The organism is Wocania arenilitoris, from assembly GCF_021728535.1.
Classification (GTDB): domain Bacteria; phylum Bacteroidota; class Bacteroidia; order Flavobacteriales; family Flavobacteriaceae; genus Wocania_A; species Wocania_A arenilitoris.
In genome coordinates, this window is the sequence record NZ_JAKKDU010000018.1 from 35,529 (window position 1) to 57,279 (window position 21,751).

The following is a 21,751-nucleotide window of genomic DNA, read 5'->3' on the forward strand; positions in this document are numbered from 1 at the left end:
AGCTCCTAAAATTAGGGGCTTTTTTATATTTTTATAAAAAAATTGCTACATGAAAAACTTTATGTTATGGTTTACTATTGCCATATCTTTATACAGTGTCTCACTAAATGCTCAAGAAAAAGTTACTTTAAGCGGTGTAATTTCAGAAGAAAAAAGTAACGAAACACTTATTGGTGTTAACATTTTATTTCCCGAGATAAGCACTGGAACAACCACCAATGAATATGGTTTTTATTCCATCACCTTACCAAAAGGCACTTATACTATAACTATACGTTATTTAGGCTACACAACTGTAAATGAAACTATTGAATTAAATAATGATATTACAAAAAACATAAGTTTAGTTGAATCTATTGAAAGCTTAAACGAGGTTGTAATTACTGAAGATATTGAAAAATTAAGTATTAAAAAACCTCAAATGAGTGTTAATAAATTAACCTCTAGTACCATAAAAAAAATCCCCGTTGTTTTAGGCGAAGCAGATATAATTAAAGCTATCACGCTACTTCCTGGAGTTACCAGCGCTGGCGAAGCTTCTTCTGGTTTTAATGTAAGAGGTGGGTCGGCCGATCAAAATTTAATACTCTTAGATGAGGCTATTATTTATAACTCATCACATCTATTTGGTTTCTTTTCGGTTTTTAATCCAGATGCCATTAAAGATTTACGCTTATATAAAGGAGGGATTCCCGCTCGTTACGGTGGGCGTGTTTCCTCGGTTTTAGATATCTATCAAAAAGAAGGAAACAGTAAAAAATTTGGTATTAATGGTGGTATTGGTATAGTTGCTAGCAGGTTACTTGCTGAGGGGCCTATAAAAAAAGATAAAGGCTCGTTCCTATTTGGTGGTCGATCTAGTTATGCGCATTTATTTTTGCCGTTATTCGATTTAAATAACATCGCTTATTTTTATGATTTAAACACCAAACTGAGTTATAAATTAAACGACCGAAATAACATTTACTTGTCTGGATATTTTGGTAGAGATGTATTTAGAATTGAAGATACTTTTGAAAACACTTATGGTAATTCGGTTTTAAATTTTAGATGGAATCACTTGTTTTCAGACAAATTATTTTCTAATCTATCATTAATTTATTCAGATTATTACTACGATTTAAAATTAAGTTTTGTTGAATTTGATTGGGTTTCTGGAATTCAGAATTTTAATGCGAAATATGATTTTAAACATTATTTAAGCGACAAATTAAAACTTCAATACGGGTTAAATAGTATTTACTACAAATTTAATCCAGGAGAAATAAACCCAACGGTTGAAACTTCGGGTATTAATCCTTTTAAGCTTATTGATAAGTATGCTTTTGAGAATGCTTTATATTTAGATGCCGGACATCAAGTATCAAAAAAATTGGCATTATCGTACGGGCTAAGATTGAGTTCGTTTTTACGTTTAGGGCAGGACGAACTAAATATTTATGCGAATGATCAACCTGTTGTTTTTAATGACGATTTTCAAATTTACGAAAAAGCAGATCCTATTGGTACTGAATCGTTTAACCGTAACGATGCCATTGCAAAATTCTTCAATTTAGAACCTCGGTTTTCAGCAGCATATCAAATCAATTCAAATAGCTCTTTAAAAGCAAGTTATAACCGAATGAGTCAATATTTACATTTATTATCTAATACCAACTCACCAACACCTTTAGATGTATGGACGCCAAGTGGCAAATACGTAAAACCCCAACTGCTAGATCAATACGCTATAGGCTACTTTAAAAATTTTAATAATGATGTGTACTCATTAGAAATTGAAAGCTTTTATAAAACTATTAAAAACCGAATTGATTACATTGATGGCGCAGATTTAATAGCAAATAACGCCATTGAACAAGCTATTCTTAACGGAGAAGCTAGAGCTTACGGACTAGAGTTTTTATTAAGAAAAAATGAAGGCAGATTTAAAGGTTGGTTAGCTTATACCCTATCGAAATCTGAACAGCAAACAAAAGGCAGAACGCCAAACGAGTTAGGTATCAATAATGGCAACTGGTATAATACCCCTTTTGATAAAACTCACGATATCTCTATAACTACAAGCTATAAATTAAATGATAGATGGGAAATTAACTCTAATTTTTTGTTTCAAACGGGGCAACCAGTAACATTTCCAAATAGTCAATATGTATATAATGGTATTAATATTCCTAATTATGGCGAGAGAAATGATAACAGATTACCAGCTTACAGTAGGTTAGATGTTTCGTTAAAATATCAACCAAAACGAGCAAAAAACAAAAACTGGCAAAGCCACTGGGTATTTGGCATATATAATATTTATAATCGCAGAAATGCACAATCAATAAATTTTAGTCAAAACACAACAACTGGATTTAACGAAGCGACACGCTTTTCCATTTTTGGAATTGTGCCTTCAATATCTTATAATTTTAAACTTTAAGCTTATGAAATGAGTCATAACAAATCTGGTTACCCACCGAGATTATTATTGGCGAATTACATCTGACCGATAAAAAATAATAAATTTAGACAGATGAATAATTTAAAAAAAATACATGAACACTTAATCAATGTAACCATTGTGAACAAGAAATTAACATGCCTATTTTTAATAAGCTTAATTATATTTTCTTGTGAAGATGTTATTCAAGTCGACCTTGAAACTGCTCAAACAAGATTAGTTATAGATGCCTCTCTAAACTGGCAAAAAGGCACTAGCGGTAATGAGCAATTTATAAAACTTTCGCTAACTGCACCCTATTTTAATAATACTATTCCTCCAGCAACAGGAGCTACTGTAATTGTAACAGACTCAAATAGCAATACCTTTAATTTTACTGAAGAAGGTAATACTGGTATTTACACAAACAATACTTTTATTCCTGTAATTAATAGAGAATACACGCTAACCATTACTTATAATAATGAAGTTTACACTGCTACTGAAACATTAATACCAGTATCTCCAATTGAATTTGTTGAACAAGAAAACGATGGTGGTTTTGCGGGCGACGAAATTGAAATAAAAGCTTTTTACACAGACCCAAAAGATATAGAGAATTTTTATTTATTCGAATTTAGAAAACTAGCTACAAATATTATTAGTCTTGAAGTTTATGATGATGAGTTTACAGACGGAAATCAAATTTTTGCCTTTTATTCAGATGAAAATATTTCAAGCGGTGATTTATTAGAAATAAAAAATTATGGCATTTCTAGACGTGCATATAGCTATTTAGATATTTTACTACAACAAACTGACGATGAATCTGGTGACCCATTTGAAACCCAACCTGCAACCGTAAGAGGCAATTGCATAAACACAACTAACCCAGACAACTACCCATTAGGTTATTTTAGGATTTCGGAAACAGATACCTTCACTTATGTGATAGAATAACTTTTTTTATTAAGAGTTGGCACAAAAGTTGTGTGATATTTATAGAAGTAAATTAAATTTTTTCAAAGAATCAGCGTCATTTATAAATAGAATCATAAAATTATGATTTTATTAACTGTAAGAAATTATTTGTATTATACTTTTAAGCTGTTTTAATATCACCAATCAAAAAACCATCCAATATGAATAAAAAAAGACTAACCATCATAATAGGAGCTATACTCCTATTAATTATTTCCTATTTTTATTTTGGCGCTAATAGCGACGAAGATAGTTCACTAACTTCCAAGGTAGTAAAAACAGATTTTATAAACGAAATCATTACTTCAGGAGAAGTGCGTTCCACTAGTCTAAAAAACATCAATGGTCCTAGAAATTTAAGAAAATTTAGACTAAGAGATGTGAAAATTCAAGATTTAATAGCAGAAGGCACTATTGTTAAAAAAGGTGATTACGTTGGTAGATTAGATCCTGCAGAAGTCAACGAACAAATACTTGATGCCAGATTAAATTTAGAGTCTGCCCAATCACAATTTATACAGCAACAACTAGATACAACACTCACCTTAAAACAAGAACGAAATGCTATTAAAGATCTGCAATTTAACATAGAAGAAAATAAACTAGAGCTAAAACAGTCTATTTACGAACCACCAGCAACAATAAAAAAACTTGAAATAACCATAAAAAAACTTGAACGAGATTTAAGGGAAAAAAAAGATGATTACGATATAAAAATACAGCAAGCTAAAGCTAAAATGGTTGAAGTTTCTGCAGAGGTAACGAAAAACCAAAAAAGCTTAGACGCCTTGTTAGATTTACTAAAATCATTCACAATACATTCAGAATCAGATGGTATGGTTACTTATGTTACAGAGTGGGACGGTAGAAAGAAAAAAGTAGGCTCAAGTATAAGCGCTTGGAATCCAGCTATTGCCTCTTTGCCTGATTTAAGTAAGATGGAGTCTAGAACCTTTGCCAATGAAGTTGATATTAGAAAAATAAAAAAGGATATGCCTGTAACGGTAGGCTTTGATGCTTTTCCTGAAATACAACTAGAAGGTATTGTTACAGATGTTGCCAATGTAGGTGAAAAGAAAAGAGGTTCAGATATAAAAGTTTTCCAAATACTCATTAAATTATTAAAAACTGATGATAATATTAGACCAGGAATGACCACATCTAACAAAATATTGACTTATACTGAAAAAGATGTTTTAACAATTCCGTTAGAGTCTGTGTTTACAATAGACTCTATAACCTATGTTTACAAAAAATCTGGTCTTTCAACAGAAAAAAGACAAGTCATCTTAGGTAAATCCAATAACAACGATATTATAGTTAAACAAGGTTTACAAGAAGATGATATTATATTTCTTAGTAAACCGGAAAATTCTACCAACGAAACTATAACTCTAATTAAATAAGATGTTAGACAAACTATTTTTAGAAAAATTAAAGTCTAATTTCGTTGAAGCCTTTAGAGTTATAAAAACCAATAAAATTAGAACTTTTTTAACTGCTCTCGGAATTATTTTTGGAGTAGCGGCAGTAATAGCTATGTTAGCAATTGGTAACGGTGCCGAAAAAGAAATATTAGCGCAACTAGAGCTAGTAGGGGTTAACAACATAGTAATTACCCCTATTCCAGATGAAAAAGATGACAATAATGAAGATGATGAAAATAATGAAGGAGCTAATGAGTCTAAAAAAATATCTAAAGGATTAGATTTATTAGATGTTGAAAGCATTAAAAAAAACATTCCATCGATTAAGGTTAGTAGTCCCGAAATTATTATGGATACCTATGTTATAAACAATGGTAGACAGAAACCCGTAAAACTTATAGGCATATACCCATCGTTTTTTCAGGTATCAAATATACAACTGGAAAAAGGTAAAAATTTTTCCAATTACCAATTAAAAAATGCATTACCAGTATGCATTATAGGGAAAAAATTAGAAAAAAAACTATTTACTGGCGAGGGCTCTATTGGTAAATATATAAAAGTAAAAGATGTTTGGCTACAAATTATTGGCGTAATAGAAGAAAAACTAATCTCTGAAAAAGCGCAAGAAAACTTAGGTATAAGAGATCTAAATCAAGATGTGTACACACCTATCAAAACATTTTTGGTTCGCTATAAAAACAGAAAAATTATAAGCGAAAAACCTTTAGATTTTAGTGGTGGTGGTATAATTATAGTAAACGGAAATAACCAAGGTCCAAAAAAAAGAATCCCAAGAGGAAATTACCATCAAATAGACAAGCTTACAGTACAGGTTAATAAATCTACTGAATTAAAAGCTACTGCAGAAGTATTGAGTAAAATGTTAAAACGAAAACACAATGATGTACTAGATTTTGAAATAACCATTCCTATTCAACTACTTAAACAACAACAAAAAACAAAACAAATATTCAACATTGTTTTGAGTATTATTGCTGGTATTTCTTTATTAATTGGTGGTATTGGTATTATGAATATTATGCTAGCATCAGTACTTGAAAGAACAAAGGAAATTGGAATTATAAGAGCTATTGGAGCTACCGAAGAAGATGTGATTTTGCAGTTTTTAGCAGAATCGATACTTATAAGTGTTGGAGGTGGTATTATCGGTATTATTGTTGGAATAATAGGTGCTTACATTATTGAAATAGCATCTGGTATAGAAACCATATTATCAATAAACTCTATATTATTATCCTTTTTTATAGCTGTAATTGTTGGTTTAATATTTGGAATATTTCCTGCTAAAGCAGCAGCAAATAAAAAACCTATAGAAGCTCTAAGATCTGAATAAAACATAATTTATTTAGCTATTAACCATATAATAAAATCTTATCAATCAACTAACATAAACTAAATCCTTGTGAAAAAATTATTCATATTACTAGTAATAACACTCCCGTTAATAAGCTTCTCACAATCAAAAAAAATTACCTTAACAGAAGCTATAAACATTGCTCAAAAAAAATCGCCAGAGTATAAAAGAAATCTTAATAGAAATCAGGCAAATTATTGGCGTTTTAGAAATTACAAAGCAGGCTTTTTACCTCAATTTAGGCTAAATGCTACTTTGCCAGCGTACAGTAATAGAATTATAAGACAAACAAATGATGCTGGACAAGATATCTTTGTAAATCAAAATCAGTTGGTTATTGAAGGTGGTTTATCTGTGTCTCAAAGTATACCTTATACAGGCGGTACCTTATCAGTATTCTCTAATTTAGAACGTGTTGAACTTTTTGGGTTAGCAGATAATATCCAATATTCTGTGGTCCCTCTTAGTCTTAGTTATTTTCAAGAGTCTCTCCTATTCAATCCATTTAAATGGGATAAAAAAATTGAACCTTTAATTTATGAGGAGTCTAAAAGAGAGTTTGTTGAAAATATGGAGCGCATATCGGTAAACACAGCACGTAGATATTTTGAATTACTTAAAGCACAAATGCAGTTAAAAATTGCTGAAGTAAACCTTTTAAATCAAGATACTTTATACCAAATTGCAAAAGGCAGATTTAAAATGGGTAAAATTGCTGAAAACGAATTATTGCAAATGGAGTTAACCCTTTTAAATTCTAAAAATAATGTTACCACAAATACTGTTGAACTTAAAAGAACATCTCAAAATTTAGCGCGTTATTTAGAATTAGACACAGAAGATATTGAATTGGATATTCCTGAAGAATTACCTCTTTTTGATGTAAGTATTGAAAAAGCTTTAAGTGAAGCACAATCGAATAGAAAAGCAATAATAGAATTTAGAAGACAGCGTTTAGAAGCTGAAAAAGAAGTTGCTTTTCAAAAAGGCAATAACCGCCTGCAATTAGGAGTAAGAGCTAATTTTGGTGTTTCCCAAAATGGAGAAGATTTTAACGATCTTTTTAGCAGCTATAATAAACAACAAAACGTTTCGGTTACATTAGGTATACCTCTTTTTGATTGGGGCGTATCTAAATCTAGACGCAAAATGGCAGAAGCTGATTTAAGTTTAACTGAAAATAATATTAAACAGGATAAGCAAGAATTTGAGCAAGAAATATATTTACATGTTTTAAACTGGTCTAGCCAACGCGATTTTTTATTCACTGCCCAAAAAGCTAAAGAGGTAGCTACAAAAAGGTACGATATATCTAAAAAACGATATGTTTTAGGGAAAATTGACATCTTGAATTTAAACGTTGCTTTAGAACAAAGGGACAGAGCTGTACTTCAATATTTAAATTCATTAGAGGATTTTTGGAGAGATTATTATGTTTTAAGGCAACTCACGCTTTACGATTTTATAAAGGATGAAAAAATTGAAGTAGAAGATATTATTTTCGATTAAGTTTCATTATTAATTCATTATTTTTGGATTATGAGCTTTATAAAAGTAACTGAACAGGATTCAAATTACAATCATCTAGAAAAGATGAGTGTTAAGGAGTTAATTACTAACATAAATAACGAAGACAAAACTGTACCGCTAGCAGTAGAAAAATCACTTCCACAGATAGAATTATTAATAGAACAAATTATTTTAAAACTAAGAAATGGTGGCCGATTATTTTATATAGGAGCAGGGACAAGTGGTAGATTAGGAATTTTAGACGCTTCGGAATGTCCACCAACATATGGTGTTTCTCATAAATTAGTTGTAGGCTTAATTGCAGGTGGCGATATTGCCATACGAAAATCTGTTGAAGATGCTGAGGATTCAATTACCCAAGGGTGGAAAGATTTACAAAAACACAATATTAACGAACAGGATGTTGTTGTTGGTATTGCTGCTTCTGGAACTACACCTTATGTAATTTCAGCTTTAGAAACTTGTAATGAAAATAACATTATTACTGGCTGTATTACTTGCAATGCAAATAGTCCGCTATCTAACGCATCAAAATACCCTATTGAAGTTACAGTTGGCCCTGAGTTTGTAACTGGGAGTTCAAGAATGAAAGCTGGTACTGCTCAAAAATTAGTTTTAAATATGATTACCACTACAACCATGATACAACTTGGTCATGTAAAAGGAAATAAAATGGTAGACATGCAGTTAAGCAATAACAAACTTGTAAATAGAGGTGTAAGAATGGTTATGAATGAAATTAATGTATCCGAGGAAAAAGCAAAAAAGCTTATAGATAAATTTGGTAGCGTTCGTGTCGCTGTTAAAAATTACACAAATGGAAACCAGTAAAACCGATAAAAACTTACTTGTAAAAGGGTTGAAAACTATGGCAATTTCTTTAGGTTGTATGTTTTTAGGTCCAACACTTTATTATATTGCACTAACTAATAAAGAAAAACCACTTTATATTCCCATATTAATTATTGCAATAATTGTTTGTGTGTTAGCTATCTTTTTTGCTTTTAAAGGCATCAATACTATTTTAGATAGTATGTTTAAAAAAAGTAACTCCTAAATTAATTTGACATAATAGATTTTGGAGTAGTTGGGTTGTAACCAAAATCTGCATCATCAAAAGAAATATTCAATCCTTCTAATATATAATTTATAATAGCATAGTGGTGTATGGTATGGCTGTTAGCTTGAGCAAAAACAGCGCCTAAAGTATATTTTATTTGAGTTTTTCCTAAGCCTAAATCGTCAACAACTTGTACTGTATCGTCCATATTAAAATCAGAATTACTTAATTTTTCAATAACGGAATTTAAATAATTCTTAGCGCAATCACATTTAGACTCTACATCTTTACTCCTACTTCTTGCTGTTAAATCTATTACCTTATCAGCATCTATATTAAATATACAATCATAAAAATCTAATATGTGTCTAATATGTGTGCCAACACTGGAATAATAAGGAGCTAATGAAGTATTACAAAGTGTATCATCTTGTAAATTATCAAGTAAATTTTTAGATTTTTGGAGTGTTTTTAAAGTAGATTGAATGATAATATCCATGGAAACTAATTTAGACAAATATTTTTAACTTAAAAATTATTTTTCACCTAGTCCTAAAACTAGTAATAACTTACATTTTAATAATACAATAATTTCCCACTCTGCTAAAGTATCTCGTAAATTTATGACTATTGAAAATTATGGTGTGCTATTTACAATAATAAAAAATTATACTGAATATATATATTGACTTAAAGTAAGTTCAGTATTTTTATAAACTAAAATTAAGCAATTTATTTTACTAGTTTTATTCTATAAATTACATGCTAAACTAATAAGGGAGTAAATGACATTTTTAAAAACAGCAAATTTTGCGTTTATATTTTTTATTTTAATAGCAGTAAATATAATTTTCTTTAGCACTAATAAAGAAACTAAATTGTATATTTCTATTAACAATGATTTTACGACAGACACTATACTTTCTGGCAAACAACTAGCCGAAATTTATTGCAAAATTTGTCATCAATTTCCAGAACCAGCACTATTAGACAAAACTACTTGGATTGAGAATGTATTACCTAATATGGGACTTAGAATGGGAATCAAAATTCCTGATGTAAATCCATTTGCGGGCACTCCAAAAGAAGATCTTGATTTGGTAAAATCTTTAGGTATATACCCAGACAAGCCAATTATCACTCAAAATCAATGGGCTAAAATTATACAATACTATAAAGATGAAGCCCCAAACCAACCTTTAGAACAAAAAATAGAATCAGAAAAATTTAACAATCTTCCATTATTTAAAGCCGAAAAGGTTTTTATAAACAACAAAGGTTTTCCTAGAACCTCCATGTTAAAATATGATGTATATACAAATCTATTATATGTTGGTGATGCCAGTAACTTAATATATGTTTTAGATAATAAAATGGCTGTTAAAAAAACTTGGAAAATGCCAAGTCCTGCTGTTGATATTGACTTCCCTCCCAATAGTTCTCCAAGAATATTAACCATTGGTAAATTTAGTCCTTCCGATCAAAAATTAGGCAGTCTTTTATACAATAATAAAAGTATACAAAACTTACCCAGACCTGTCGATTTTGCTACTGCAGATTTAAATATGGACACAAAAGAAGACATTGTTATTTGTGGCTTTGGGCACAATACAGGCAAGCTATTATGGTACGATAACTTTAACACAGAAAAAGTACATATATTAAAAGATTTACCTGGGTCTAGAAAAGTTGAAATAGCTGATTTAAATAATGATAACAAACTAGATATTGTAGTTTTAATGGCTCAAGCCTTCGAACAAATATCTGTTTTTTACAATAAAGGAAACAATACATTTGAAGAAAAAGTAGTTTTAGAGTTCCCTCCTGTTTACGGTGTTAGTTATTTTGAATTAGTAGATTTTAATAATGATGGACATAAAGATATACTTTTAACTAATGGTGATAACTGGGATTATTCTATAATTAGAAAAAACTACCATGGTGTTAGAATTTATTTAAATGACGGACAAAATAATTTTAAAAAATCATTTTTTTACCCATTATACGGTGCAAGCAAAGCAGTAGCAAGAGATTTTGATAAAGATGGCGATTTAGATATTGCTGCTTCAGCTTTTTATAATGATGAAGATAAGCCGGAACAAGCATTTATTTACTTAAAAAATGATGGGGAAATGAACTTCAAAGGATATTCTACACCTGAGGCAGCATCAGGAAAATGGCTAACTATGGATGTTGGAGACTACGACAACGACGGAGATATCGATATATTTTTAGGCTCCTATTTTCATACATTTGGAGAATATTTTAAGCAAGTTTCAAAGGGCGTTTCGGAGTTTCCACAATTATTAGTACTTACTAATAATTTGGAATAATGAACTGCCTCGACACAGAGCTTACGAGGTACTAAAATAAACGTAGTTGATTTTTGTGAACCAATTTTTTCATTAAATGAAACATCCATGATTAATATTTAATCACACAACCAAATGATTATTTAGGATGTTACATGTGACCGTTGAATAACAATAAATATAAACACATGAAAACTCGTATTGTCAATGATAATAATTTTAACTTCTTTTGACTTATAAAGAGAAAAGACCTCTAAATGCTTATAGAATATTTCACTGGTTATTCCTTTTATTTCATACACAAAGCTACCTCCATTAATAGGAGAAAAGCTGATTTTTCTTTCATAATTTATTATTTTTCAAACTGATTTAAGGTGCTTATAATAATGTTTACACAATCTAATAACTGATCTTCTGTCATAACTAAAGGCGGTGCAAAACGAATAATATTTCCATGTGTTGGTTTAGCTAATAAGCCGTTGTCACGTAAAGCTAAACAAATGTTCCAAGCGGTATCGCTATCTTCATGATCATTAATAACAATTGCGTTTAATAATCCTTTTCCTCTAACAAGTTTTACTATATTACTGTTCTCTATATATTTATTCAATTTAGATCTAAATAATACCCCTAGATCTTCTGCGTTTTCAGTCAACCCCTCTTGTTTAACAACTTCAAGAGCAGCTATTGCTACAGCTGCTGCAATTGGGTTTCCTCCGTAAGTACTACCATGGTTTCCAGGTCTTATCACATTCATTATCTCATTATTAGCAAGTACAGCAGAAACTGGATAAACACCTCCACTCAAGGCTTTTCCTAAAACTAAAATATCAGGTTTAACATTTTCGTGATCTACAGCAAGCATACGCCCAGTTCTAGCTATACCTGTTTGGACTTCGTCTGCAATAAATAAAACATTATAGGTTTCGCATAAATCTTTTGCTTTTGCTAAGTAACCTTCACTTGGTACATAAACGCCAGCCTCACCTTGAATTGGCTCGACCAAAAATCCTGCAACATTAGGATTTTGAGCTAAAACATCTTCAAGCGCTTGTATATTATCGTATTCTATTTTAATAAAGCCCTCTGTATACGGGCCAAAGTTTTTACGAGCCACCGGATCGTTAGAAAAAGAAATTATGGTAGTAGTCCTACCATGAAAATTATTTTTACAAACAATTATTTTCGCTTTATTGGTGTCTATTCCCTTAACCTCGTAAGCCCACTTTCTACATACTTTTAATGCTGTTTCAACAGCTTCAGCTCCTGTGTTAATTGGTAACACTTTATCGAAACCAAAATATTGGGCAACATACTTTTCGTATTTACCTAACATATCGTTATAAAAAGCACGAGAAGTTAAGGTAAGTGTTTGTGCTTGATGCGTCATGGCATCAACAATTTTAGGATGACAATGCCCTTGGTTTACTGAAGAGTAAGCCGATAAAAAATCGTAATACTTCTTTCCTTCTACGTCCCAAACATAAACACCTTCTCCTCTACTTAATACTACTGGTAATGGATGATAATTTTGAGCGCCATACTTGTTTTCTAAGGCCATAGCCTCTTGCGATGAAATGTGGTCTAAAACAGCCATTTTAAAATAATTTAAGGTTTAATGTCTAAATAAAAAGACATCGTTTAACAATACATTAGTAGTGCAAACTTTAATAATTAAATCTCGCTTAGCGAGTAAAACAACCATTCCTTCTGTACCTTTATTCTTTCGGAATCCCAAAGGTTATCTGGACGAAAAAGCAGCATGGGAGAGAAATCATCCCTAAGTACTGCAATATTAATAAATTTTTATGGTGTTTTAAAATTTTATCTGATTTTGTGATATAAAGATGATACTTGTAATCCTAGTCGTTTCTCCTCTCTTAAAATCGTATTTTTATCCATTTAATCCAAGCAAAAACCTTTAACATACTTAAACCTATTAAAAATACAATACTTCCTAACCGAGTTTTAGTAGGTCTTTGACAGCTTTAACATTAAAAAATTCGACTAAACAATAGATGAATAGTCTAAAAAAAAAACAGCAGTCTAGATAACCTCCATACATTAAAGACAGTAAAAATTATAAAAGGTTCATACTATTTCAATTTATTTTCATCATTGCCTAAAGTTAATGGAAATAAAGCGTCATATATTTATTCCTATTATTATTTTTGCAGCATGTCAAAAAGAAGAAAACAGAGAAAACAAGTATTTACTAACATAGAAATTATTGATGCTGGAGCTAAAGGAAAAACCATAGCCAAAGCACCTGATGGAAAAGTGATTTTTTTACCAAATGCTGTACCGGGCGATGTGGTAGATGTGCAAACATTTAAAAAAAGAAAAGCCTATTACGAGGGAAAAGCAATTACATTTCATAAATTATCTGATAAAAGAACTAAACCAGAATGTGAGCATTTTGGAACTTGTGGTGGTTGCAAATGGCAAAATATGGCATACGAGCATCAATTGTTTTACAAGCAAAAAGAAGTAACCAATAACTTAACACGTTTAGGTCATATAGAATTACCTGAAGTCACACCTATTTTAGGTTCTGCAAATCAGTATTTCTATAGAAATAAAATGGAATTTTCGTTTAGTGATTCACGTTGGTTAACATTAGAGGAAATTCAATCAAACGAAAATTTAGGAAACAGGAACGCCTTAGGTTTTCATATTCCAGGAATGTGGGATAAAATTTTAGATGTAAAAAAATGCCACTTACAAGCAAATCCATCAAACGCTATTAGAAATGCTGTTAAGCAATTTGCAATTGGTAATAATCTAGAGTTTTTTAACACAAGAAATCAAGCAGGTTTGTTGCGTACTATAATGATTCGTACTTCTAGCATTGGGGATATTATGGTTTTAATTCAGTTTTTTAAAGAAGATAAAGCTAAACGTGAATTACTATTAGATTTTCTTTCTGAAGCCTTTCCACAAATAACATCTTTACAATATGTCATCAACGGAAAAGCAAATGACACTATTTACGATCAAGATGTAATTTGCTATAAAGGAAGTGATCATATATTTGAAGAAATGGAAGGTTTACGATTTAAAATAAATGCCAAATCATTTTATCAAACCAATTCCGCGCAAGCGTACAGGTTATATAGAATAACACGAGATTTTGCTGGATTAACAGGAAACGAACTCGTTTACGATTTATATACTGGCACAGGAACCATTGCACAATTTGTTGCTAAGAAAGCAAATAAAGTTATTGGTGTTGAAGCTGTACCAGATGCTATTTTAGCGGCTAAAGAAAATGCACAATTAAATAACATTAATAATGTTGAATTCTTTGTTGGCGATATGAAGCACGTTTTTAATACCGAGTTTATTAATACACATGGGCGACCTGATGTAATAATTACAGATCCGCCACGAGATGGGATGCACAAAGATGTGGTACAACAAATATTAAACATAGCACCACATAAAATTGTTTATGTAAGTTGTAATAGTGCAACACAAGCCAGAGATTTAGCGTTAATGGATACTATGTATAAAGTTACAAAAACGCAAGCCGTAGATATGTTTCCACAAACGCATCATGTTGAAAATGTAGTTTTACTTGAAAAACGGTAAGATGTTTAATTGTTAATTCGTTTATTTGTATAAAATGAAAATAAAATACTTTAAATATTCTCTTTTGCCAATTATTATATTAGTAATTGGTATTACTGTGAGTTGTGAACGCGACGATTTATGTCCGGAAAGCACATCTACAACACCAAGTTTAATTATTAGAACTTTTGATGTAAACGAGCAGGAAAATAAAAAAAATGTATTTGGTCTAACCATTAAAGGCGAAGGCAACAATAATTTTTTAGAAGGCTATAAAACTGCAACACGAGACTCTATAGTATTGCCTTTAAAAACAATTGGTTCATCTACGGTTTATAATTTTTATAGTAATTCTACCATAGATGATAACGGGACACCAACCGATGAAAGTGATGATGTAATTTCTGGAAACTTAGATGTTATTACCATAACCTACACCACCGAAACCGTTTTTGTATCTCGAGCATGTGGTTACAAAACCATTTTTAATGATGTTGTGATTTCTGTTGAAGACGATAGCGATAATTGGATACAATTAATACAACCTGTAAATAACCCACAATCTGTAGAAGATGAAGCAGCAGCACATTTTAAATTATTTCATTAATGGTATCATTTTACTACTTTTTTGTGTACCTGTAAATGCGCAAAACAACAGCATACCAGATACCGTAAGTGATTCAATCAAAATTAAACAAAAATACGGGCTTAGAATTGGTGGTGATTTTGGTAAACTAATTAGAACAGCTTTAGACGATGAGTATTCTGGTTTTGAAGTTTTAGCCGATTACCGAATTAAAAAGAATTTATACCTCGCTGGCGAAATTGGTGTTGAAGAAAAAAATAATACTACCGAGTTTATAGACATTACTACATCAGGAAGCTATTTTAAAGCTGGAATAGATTATAATTCGTACCAAAACTGGCTAGATATGGATAACATGATTTTCTTTGGGTTTCGTGTTGGCGCCAGTGCCTTTAGTCAAACTTTAAATAGTTTTACTGTGTATAATACCAATCAATATTGGGGAAATCAATTCACATCAAATATAACCAAAGAATTTAATGGTCTAACAGCAATTTGGGCAGAACTTATTGTAGGTTTAAAAGCAGAACTGTTTAATAACCTATATATGGGTTTAAATGTGCAACTTAAAGTGTTAGCAAGCGAAACAGAACCCGAAAACTTTCAAAATATATACATTCCGGGGTTTAACAAAACCTACGATAGTAGTGGTATTGGTGTTGGTTATAGTTATACTATTTCGTATCGTATTCCGCTTTATAAAAAGAATAAGTAGTTTTATTTTAAATACAATTTTAAAATTACGTATATCTACGTATTACTTTTATAAGTAGGAAATTTTAACTTCGCTTATCGATGAATATCAATTTTTAAACAGATTAATATCCACAAGTTAATAAGTGCACTTTAAAAATCGCGACTCAAAACCACAATTCATTTAATAGATTCTACCCCAAAGAATAACCATCTCTATAATTACGCTTCACATATTTGTTAGCAGGTTCAAAGTTGGTAATTTTCATGTTCTCTGCATCCCATAATAAACGTTTTCTTCCGTAGTATTTAGAGCCGCCCCAAAAACTATTACTTTCAGCCTTAGGATCTACTTCAAAATAGGCTTTAAGTGCTAAATTACCTATTAAAATGCTTTCAGTAAAGGGACCTGCATAATCAAAAGAAGAACTAGTTTCGGCATTTCCGTAACCTGCCATACAGGCATTTACCCATTGTAAATAATGTCCTTCCGGAACACGTGGTAAGGTTTCTTTAACCGTAATTTGCTCGTTTAACGATAACGGTAATAGTCTTGGTTTTACACCATAACAATCGGCTAAAATTTTGCCTTTATCTCCAATAAAAAGAACGCCTCCATCCCAGTTTCCAAAGGCTTCGTTATCGCCTAATTCTTCTGGTCTTTCTGGCATTAATCCGCCATCCATCCAAGATACTTTTATAGCCCCTTTACCATCTGTTCTTGGATAGCTTAAATGTATTTTACTTGCCGTTGGGAAACTTTTAGGGTAACTAGCCATTTCAAATTTTCCCTTAAAAGCATCTGCAACACTACATTCTACTTGATTAGGATACAAAATTGGAAGTATTCTGTACACCGGATCCATAATATGACAAGCCATATCGCCTAACGCTCCTGTTCCAAAATCAGACCACCCTCTCCAATCAAATGGCAAATAGGCATCGTTATAATCGCGCATTTCGGCAGTACCCAACCATAAATCCCAATTTAATCCTTTAGGGATATTGTGTTTTACAGTTGGTGTTTCTAAGGCCATAGGCCAAATAGCTCTATTAGTCCAGCATTTAACGGTATGTACTTCTCCTATTAATCCGGTGTCATAAAGCTCCTTCATTTTTCTAACACCATCGCCAGAACCACCTTGGTTGCCCATTTGCGTAACCACTTTGTATTTTTTTGCAGCTTCGGTAAGCATACGCGCTTCCCAAATATCATGTGTTAATGGTTTTTGTACATAAACATGTTTTCCCATTTGCATAGCTGCATAAGCTTGTACAGCATGACTATGATCTGGTGTTGATACAGATACTGCATCAATATTGTTTTTTTCTTTTTCTAGCATTTCCCTATAGTCGTTGTAATACTTTGCTTTAGGGAAAGCTTCTCTAGATTTAACCGCTTGCCTATCGTCAACGTCACATAAACCCACAATATTTACATTAGGACTTTTAGCAAATGATGAAATATCACTTCTACCTTTTCCACCAACACCAATTCCAGCTATATTAAGTTTATCGCTTGGTGGCACATAACCTTGTCCGCCTAAAACATACCTAGGAACAATCATAATTCCTGCGGTTACCAACCCAGAACCTTTTATAAAATTTCTTCTTGAAGTGCTCTTTTTTTTTGATTGTTTTTTTGACATAATTGGTGATTGTTTTTAGGTTACTTAAATGGATGTTCAAGATAAATTATTTCTATGAAATTAGCAGAATTATTTTTGCTACTTTTTGTGCGGATATTTAAAAACAAGAAAATTGGCATGCAAATATTTAGTAAAATGGCAGTACAAATAGTAATTTTATGATTAGTTAAGGTAAAGTCTATTTTAAGTACTTCACCTTTTTACTTCCTTCGTACATTACATACTTAACCAAACGTGCTTCTAGTTTAGCATTGAATAACTGTATTTTTCTAGAAGGTCTTAAACCCACATGCTTTAAAGCATCTAGGTTACTAGTAATAAACCAAGCATCTGTACCTGGGTAATTTTGTTTTAGAGTATCTCCAATGTTTTTGTAAAACTCCTGCATGTCTATATTTAAACGCTCGCCGTAAGGTGGATTGAAAACCATGTGTAGTTTTTTATCGCCACCTTTTTGAGTTTTAAAAAAATCTTCGTGTTTAACGTCAATAAAGTCTTCTAATTGGGCATTTTTTACATTGTCTTTGGCTTTGCTTACGGCACTTGGTGCTTTGTCGTAACCCATTATTTTATGATGAAAATCGCGTGTTTTACTTAACAGTGATTCTTCTATTTTTTCAAATAAATCGACATCCCAATCTTGCCAACGCTCAAAAGCAAATTCTTTTCGCATTAGGTTTGGTGGTATATTACAGGCAATCATTGCAGCTTCAATAAGCATGGTACCAGAACCGCACATGGGGTCCATAAAGTCCGATTGCCCGTCCCACCCCGATAACATAATCATTCCTGCTGCTAAAACTTCGTTTATTGGAGCAATATTAGTTGCTGTTTTATAACCGCGTTTGTGCAGCGAATCACCAGAAGAATCTAAGGAAATGGTGCATTGTCGTCTATCAATATGTACATTTATTTTTATATCGGGGAATTTTAAATCAACATTTGGTCGCTGTCCTGTGGTATCTCTAAATTTATCTACAATGGCATCTTTAGTTTTTTGGGCAATGTAAAGCGAATGCGAAAACAAATTAGAATGTATAGTGGCATCAACCGCCAAAGTGCCTGTAGGTTTTAAATAATTTTCCCAAGACATTTTATAGATTTTATTATACAAATCTTGCTCACTACTAACACTAAACGAATGGATAGGTTTTAAAATTTTAACAGCGGTACGTAAGCCTAAGTTTGCTTTATACATAAAGCCTTTATCTCCAGAAAAAGCCACATTACGAACCCCTTTTTTTACGTCTTGTGCACCTAGTTGTGTGAGCTCTTTTGCAAGTAATTCTTCAAAACCAAATAAGGTTTTGGCAACCATATTGAAATTTTCTTCCATTTTTTACGTCGAATAGATTACAAAAATAACGTAATTTTGCGCAAAGTAACTAGCATTTGCAGATAATGGGTTAAGGATTGATGCGACATCCTTTTATTTGGTGATTGAGGCTCTCGAAGTGGCCAAATAAAAGATATAGCGGAAAGCCTGACCACGCCAAAGCGTGGTAACCCTATAAAAAAATTATGAGTAATAAAACTACCAAATGGTTTACATCGTGGTTTAATACGCCATTTTACCACATTTTATATAAAGATAGGGATGATACCGAAGCGCATGCATTTATGGATACGCTTACAAATTATTTAAATATTCCTGAACGCGGTACTATTTTAGATTTGGCATGTGGGAAAGGCAGGCACGCAAGGTATTTAAACAAAATTGGCTATAATGTTACGGGGGTTGATTTGAGTGAAAACAGCATTAATTTTGCTAAGCAATTTGAAAATAATAGTCTTCGTTTTGAGGTGCATAACATGTGTAAACCTTACCATAAGCAATTTGATGCCGTTTTTAATTTATTTACTAGTTTTGGTTATTTTGAGAATGATGAAGACAATTTAAACACTATTAAAGCCATTAAAAGTAATTTGAATGAATTTGGTTTTGGGGTCATCGATTTTATGAATAGCGAATTTGTTATCGATAATTTAGCACCCGAAGATGTTAAAATTATTGACGATATTACCTTTAATTTAAAACGTTATTTAGAGAACGATTATATTATTAAGGACATTTCGTTTACAGAAAATGGTAACGATTATAATTTTCAAGAACGTGTTAAGGCGTTTACTTTAAACGATTTTGAAACCATGTTTGAAGCTGCTGATGTGCATTTATTGGATGTTTTTGGTGATTATAAATTGCATAAATTTAATGCGAAAACATCTGAACGCTTAATAATGATTTTCAAATAGCCAATAATTGGCATTTAATTATGCTCACTGCTGTGGGTTATTATATTTTAGAATGAATAAATTTTTATTTCCTGTATTAGCTGTTGTTATTGGCATACTTATAGCCAGTCTTAGCAAATACAAAAAAACATGGAACACCAAGCTACTACTCTCTTTTAGTGGTGCTTTTTTATTGGCTTTAACGCTTTTTGAGTTACTCCCCGAAGTTTACAATCACCTAGACACCAAACTTACTGGTTTGTATATTATGTGTGGTATTGTGTTGCAAATTGTTTTAGAACTTTTCTCAAAAGGCGCTGAACATGGGCATGTACACATACACAAAGATGAAACTCATTTTCCATGGTTATTGTTTATTAGTTTATGTATTCATAGCTTTTTAGAGGGCTTTCCAATACACGAAAATAACGATATGTTGTATGGTGTTTTAGTGCATAAAATTCCTATTGCTGCTTTAGTAAGTATGTTTTTGTTTCAATCTAATTTTAGCAAAATACAAATTACTATGTTTATAATTGTTTTTGCAGTTATGACACCTTTAGGAACTTTTATTTCGAATACTTGGGAAGCAATTGCAGATTATGCGCATATTATTAATGCTATTGTTATTGGGATATTTTTTCATATTTCTACTACAATTTTGTTTGAAAGTGGTGAAGGACATAAGTTTAACTTATCAAAATTTATAGCTATTATTTTAGGTGTTGGGGTTGCATTTGCAATTTAGAAAGCCTTTCCCTTCCCCTTTCCAAAGTAAAGTGAACTGTTATGCAAAAATAATGTAATAGATAAAGAGTAATCACACAAAAGTGTCTCCTTCCCTTTGGGAAGGATTAAGAATGGGCTTTTAATGTTTAGTAAAGAAGAATCACGCATACTACGACAAGAATTCTGGACGAGTTTTGGGAAGTCTTTTCCACGTAAATGGATTTTATATAATACAAAACTTAAAGGGTTCTCATTTAAATTTTATTTTGACACCAAATCTGCATTGGTGGCTTTAGATTTAGAAGATGATTTAGAACATCGGATTAAATATTGGGAAAAGTTACTGGCTTTAAAATCGATTTTGTTAGATGATTTTTTACCTGATGCTATTTTTGAAGAAGAATATCTGTTAGAAAATTATAAAGAAATTTCTAGAATTTATGTGCCTTTAAAACAAAAAGTCTCTATTCATAATAAAAATTCGTGGCGTGATGTAATGGAATTCTTTGATGAGAAAATGACTCTGTTTGAAGCTTTTTTTGAGGAATATAAGGATGTTATTGAAGGATAATCGTCATTGCGAACCTAGTGAAGCAATCTGTTTAATATAGTTCTAATTTTATTTTAAAAGATTACCACGTCGCTCTGATCCTAGTAATGATAGTTTACATTTAAACCTTTTTCTCCATAATATAATCATCCATAACAAAGCCATTGCCAATATCTGTTACAAAGGTGAATATTTTTTTAAAACCCAATTTTTCATAAGCTATTATTGAATTGGTGTTATTAATATTTACACCAAGTCTAATCGCTTTTAGACGATAGGATTTCGCCTTTTCGGTAATAAACTCCATAGCTGTTTTTCCGATTTTTTTTCCACGAAACTTACTTAACACATAAATTTTACTTAAAAACAGGTGTTCCTTTTCTTTTTTAAAACCAATGTAGCCTACTGGTGTTTTATTAAAAGTTAATATGTAATATTCAAATCCTTCTTCTTCTATTTGTTTTGAAATAGCATTAGCGGATTGAAATTTATCGAGCATATAATCAATTTGAGGCTTACCAACTATAGGTATGTAATGTTCGCGCCAAATAAGATTGGCTAACTCTTCAATTAATAAAAAGTCAGAAGTTTTGTTTGCTGGAGTAATTTCAATCATAAAATCTAAA

19 protein-coding genes are annotated in these 21,751 nt (G+C 31.4%); 14 read left to right on the plus strand and 5 right to left on the minus strand.

Features of this window, described 5'->3' with window-relative positions; all coding sequences use genetic code 11:
* Positions 1 to 49 precede the first annotated feature (49 nt).
* From L3X37_RS13575 to L3X37_RS13605, 7 genes are all read left to right on the plus strand, one after another.
* Positions 50 to 2,425 (plus strand): TonB-dependent receptor, encoded by a 2,376-nt coding sequence (locus tag L3X37_RS13575; protein ID WP_237240712.1) that lies wholly within the window; start codon positions 50 to 52, stop codon positions 2,423 to 2,425.
* Positions 2,426 to 2,518: 93 nt separating this feature from the next.
* Positions 2,519 to 3,385, plus strand: a complete 867-nt coding sequence (locus L3X37_RS13580; RefSeq protein WP_237240713.1) for a DUF4249 domain-containing protein — start codon at positions 2,519 to 2,521, stop codon at positions 3,383 to 3,385.
* Between the two features lie 182 nt (positions 3,386 to 3,567).
* Entirely contained in the window at positions 3,568 to 4,812 is a 1,245-nt protein-coding gene (locus L3X37_RS13585; RefSeq protein ID WP_237240714.1) for an efflux RND transporter periplasmic adaptor subunit, read from the plus strand.
* A gap of 1 nt (position 4,813) precedes the next feature.
* Positions 4,814 to 6,190, plus strand: a complete 1,377-nt coding sequence (locus L3X37_RS13590; protein WP_237240715.1) for an ABC transporter permease — start codon at positions 4,814 to 4,816, stop codon at positions 6,188 to 6,190.
* 69 nt (positions 6,191 to 6,259) lie between these two features.
* Positions 6,260 to 7,720 (plus strand): TolC family protein, encoded by a 1,461-nt coding sequence (locus L3X37_RS15485; RefSeq protein WP_237240716.1) that lies wholly within the window; start codon positions 6,260 to 6,262, stop codon positions 7,718 to 7,720.
* Between the two features lie 30 nt (positions 7,721 to 7,750).
* Positions 7,751 to 8,572, plus strand: a complete 822-nt coding sequence (gene murQ / locus L3X37_RS13600; protein WP_237240717.1) for an N-acetylmuramic acid 6-phosphate etherase — start codon at positions 7,751 to 7,753, stop codon at positions 8,570 to 8,572.
* On the plus strand, positions 8,559 to 8,798 hold the full coding sequence (locus L3X37_RS13605; RefSeq protein WP_237240718.1) for a DUF6095 family protein: 240 nt from the start codon (positions 8,559 to 8,561) through the stop codon (positions 8,796 to 8,798). The genes murQ and L3X37_RS13605 overlap by 14 nt, the downstream gene beginning before the upstream one ends.
* A gap of 1 nt (position 8,799) precedes the next feature.
* Here L3X37_RS13605 and L3X37_RS13610 read toward each other — a convergent pair whose 3' ends face one another.
* Positions 8,800 to 9,300: a hypothetical protein gene (locus L3X37_RS13610; RefSeq protein WP_237240719.1), complete on the minus strand. Its 501-nt coding sequence runs from the start codon at positions 9,298 to 9,300 to the stop codon at positions 8,800 to 8,802.
* A gap of 286 nt (positions 9,301 to 9,586) precedes the next feature.
* Here L3X37_RS13610 and L3X37_RS13615 point away from each other — a divergent pair, with 286 nt between their 5' ends.
* Positions 9,587 to 11,134 carry an FG-GAP repeat domain-containing protein gene (locus L3X37_RS13615; RefSeq protein ID WP_237240720.1) on the plus strand — a complete coding sequence of 516 codons (1,548 nt, stop codon included), beginning with the start codon at positions 9,587 to 9,589 and terminating at the stop codon, positions 11,132 to 11,134.
* A 331-nt stretch (positions 11,135 to 11,465) separates the two neighbouring features.
* Here the strand turns inward: L3X37_RS13615 and rocD are convergent, their stop codons facing one another.
* Complete coding sequence (rocD, locus tag L3X37_RS13620) at positions 11,466 to 12,710, minus strand: ornithine--oxo-acid transaminase (RefSeq protein ID WP_237240721.1); 1,245 nt, start codon at positions 12,708 to 12,710, stop codon at positions 11,466 to 11,468.
* A gap of 581 nt (positions 12,711 to 13,291) precedes the next feature.
* On the opposite strand from rocD, the gene rlmD reads away from it, so the two are divergent.
* The 3 genes from rlmD (at position 13,292) to L3X37_RS13635 (ending at position 15,987) form a co-directional block, all read left to right on the plus strand.
* Entirely contained in the window at positions 13,292 to 14,707 is a 1,416-nt protein-coding gene (gene rlmD, locus L3X37_RS13625) for a 23S rRNA (uracil(1939)-C(5))-methyltransferase RlmD (protein ID WP_237240722.1), read from the plus strand.
* Positions 14,708 to 14,771: 64 nt separating this feature from the next.
* Positions 14,772 to 15,293, plus strand: a complete 522-nt coding sequence (locus L3X37_RS13630; RefSeq protein ID WP_237240723.1) for a DUF6452 family protein — start codon at positions 14,772 to 14,774, stop codon at positions 15,291 to 15,293.
* Positions 15,259 to 15,987 (plus strand): DUF6048 family protein, encoded by a 729-nt coding sequence (locus L3X37_RS13635; protein ID WP_237240724.1) that lies wholly within the window; start codon positions 15,259 to 15,261, stop codon positions 15,985 to 15,987. The genes L3X37_RS13630 and L3X37_RS13635 overlap by 35 nt, the downstream gene beginning before the upstream one ends.
* Before the next feature lie 172 nt (positions 15,988 to 16,159).
* Here L3X37_RS13635 and L3X37_RS13640 read toward each other — a convergent pair whose 3' ends face one another.
* Together L3X37_RS13640 and L3X37_RS13645 are read right to left on the minus strand one after the other, a co-directional pair.
* Positions 16,160 to 17,614 carry a Gfo/Idh/MocA family protein gene (locus tag L3X37_RS13640; protein ID WP_237240725.1) on the minus strand — a complete coding sequence of 485 codons (1,455 nt, stop codon included), beginning with the start codon at positions 17,612 to 17,614 and terminating at the stop codon, positions 16,160 to 16,162.
* Between the two features lie 178 nt (positions 17,615 to 17,792).
* On the minus strand, positions 17,793 to 18,950 hold the full coding sequence (locus L3X37_RS13645; RefSeq protein WP_237240726.1) for a THUMP domain-containing class I SAM-dependent RNA methyltransferase: 1,158 nt from the start codon (positions 18,948 to 18,950) through the stop codon (positions 17,793 to 17,795).
* A gap of 185 nt (positions 18,951 to 19,135) precedes the next feature.
* Between L3X37_RS13645 and L3X37_RS13650 the strand changes: the two genes are divergently transcribed.
* The 3 genes from L3X37_RS13650 (at position 19,136) to L3X37_RS13660 (ending at position 21,146) form a co-directional block, all read left to right on the plus strand.
* Positions 19,136 to 19,867, plus strand: a complete 732-nt coding sequence (locus L3X37_RS13650; RefSeq protein WP_237240727.1) for a class I SAM-dependent methyltransferase — start codon at positions 19,136 to 19,138, stop codon at positions 19,865 to 19,867.
* Positions 19,868 to 19,919: 52 nt separating this feature from the next.
* Positions 19,920 to 20,594 carry a ZIP family metal transporter gene (locus L3X37_RS13655; RefSeq protein ID WP_237240728.1) on the plus strand — a complete coding sequence of 225 codons (675 nt, stop codon included), beginning with the start codon at positions 19,920 to 19,922 and terminating at the stop codon, positions 20,592 to 20,594.
* A 123-nt stretch (positions 20,595 to 20,717) separates the two neighbouring features.
* Positions 20,718 to 21,146: a DUF4268 domain-containing protein gene (locus L3X37_RS13660; RefSeq protein ID WP_237240729.1), complete on the plus strand. Its 429-nt coding sequence runs from the start codon at positions 20,718 to 20,720 to the stop codon at positions 21,144 to 21,146.
* A 100-nt stretch (positions 21,147 to 21,246) separates the two neighbouring features.
* On the opposite strand, the gene L3X37_RS13665 is transcribed toward L3X37_RS13660, so the two are convergent.
* Positions 21,247 to 21,741: a GNAT family N-acetyltransferase gene (locus L3X37_RS13665; protein ID WP_237240730.1), complete on the minus strand. Its 495-nt coding sequence runs from the start codon at positions 21,739 to 21,741 to the stop codon at positions 21,247 to 21,249.
* Between the last annotated feature and the right edge of the window lie 10 nt (positions 21,742 to 21,751).

Bases quoted from the DNA above. Each gene is read 5' to 3' on its own strand.
- L3X37_RS13665 (WP_237240730.1), bottom strand. From the start codon at position 21,741: ATGATTGAAATTACTCCAGCAAACAAAACTTCTGACTTTTTATTAATT.
- L3X37_RS13575 (WP_237240712.1), top strand. From the start codon at position 50: ATGAAAAACTTTATGTTATGGTTTACTATTGCCATATCTTTATACAGT.
- L3X37_RS13660 (WP_237240729.1), top strand. From the start codon at position 20,718: ATGTTTAGTAAAGAAGAATCACGCATACTACGACAAGAATTCTGGACG.
- L3X37_RS13610 (WP_237240719.1), bottom strand. From the start codon at position 9,300: ATGGATATTATCATTCAATCTACTTTAAAAACACTCCAAAAATCTAAA.
- L3X37_RS13655 (WP_237240728.1), top strand. From the start codon at position 19,920: ATGAATAAATTTTTATTTCCTGTATTAGCTGTTGTTATTGGCATACTT.
- rlmD (WP_237240722.1), top strand. From the start codon at position 13,292: ATGTCAAAAAGAAGAAAACAGAGAAAACAAGTATTTACTAACATAGAA.
- L3X37_RS13645 (WP_237240726.1), bottom strand. From the start codon at position 18,950: ATGGAAGAAAATTTCAATATGGTTGCCAAAACCTTATTTGGTTTTGAA.
- L3X37_RS13615 (WP_237240720.1), top strand. From the start codon at position 9,587: ATGACATTTTTAAAAACAGCAAATTTTGCGTTTATATTTTTTATTTTA.
- murQ (WP_237240717.1), top strand. From the start codon at position 7,751: ATGAGCTTTATAAAAGTAACTGAACAGGATTCAAATTACAATCATCTA.
- L3X37_RS13580 (WP_237240713.1), top strand. From the start codon at position 2,519: ATGAATAATTTAAAAAAAATACATGAACACTTAATCAATGTAACCATT.
- rocD (WP_237240721.1), bottom strand. From the start codon at position 12,710: ATGGCTGTTTTAGACCACATTTCATCGCAAGAGGCTATGGCCTTAGAA.
- L3X37_RS13585 (WP_237240714.1), top strand. From the start codon at position 3,568: ATGAATAAAAAAAGACTAACCATCATAATAGGAGCTATACTCCTATTA.
- L3X37_RS13635 (WP_237240724.1), top strand. From the start codon at position 15,259: ATGAAGCAGCAGCACATTTTAAATTATTTCATTAATGGTATCATTTTA.
- L3X37_RS13640 (WP_237240725.1), bottom strand. From the start codon at position 17,614: ATGTCAAAAAAACAATCAAAAAAAAAGAGCACTTCAAGAAGAAATTTT.
- L3X37_RS13605 (WP_237240718.1), top strand. From the start codon at position 8,559: ATGGAAACCAGTAAAACCGATAAAAACTTACTTGTAAAAGGGTTGAAA.
- L3X37_RS13650 (WP_237240727.1), top strand. From the start codon at position 19,136: ATGAGTAATAAAACTACCAAATGGTTTACATCGTGGTTTAATACGCCA.
- L3X37_RS13590 (WP_237240715.1), top strand. From the start codon at position 4,814: ATGTTAGACAAACTATTTTTAGAAAAATTAAAGTCTAATTTCGTTGAA.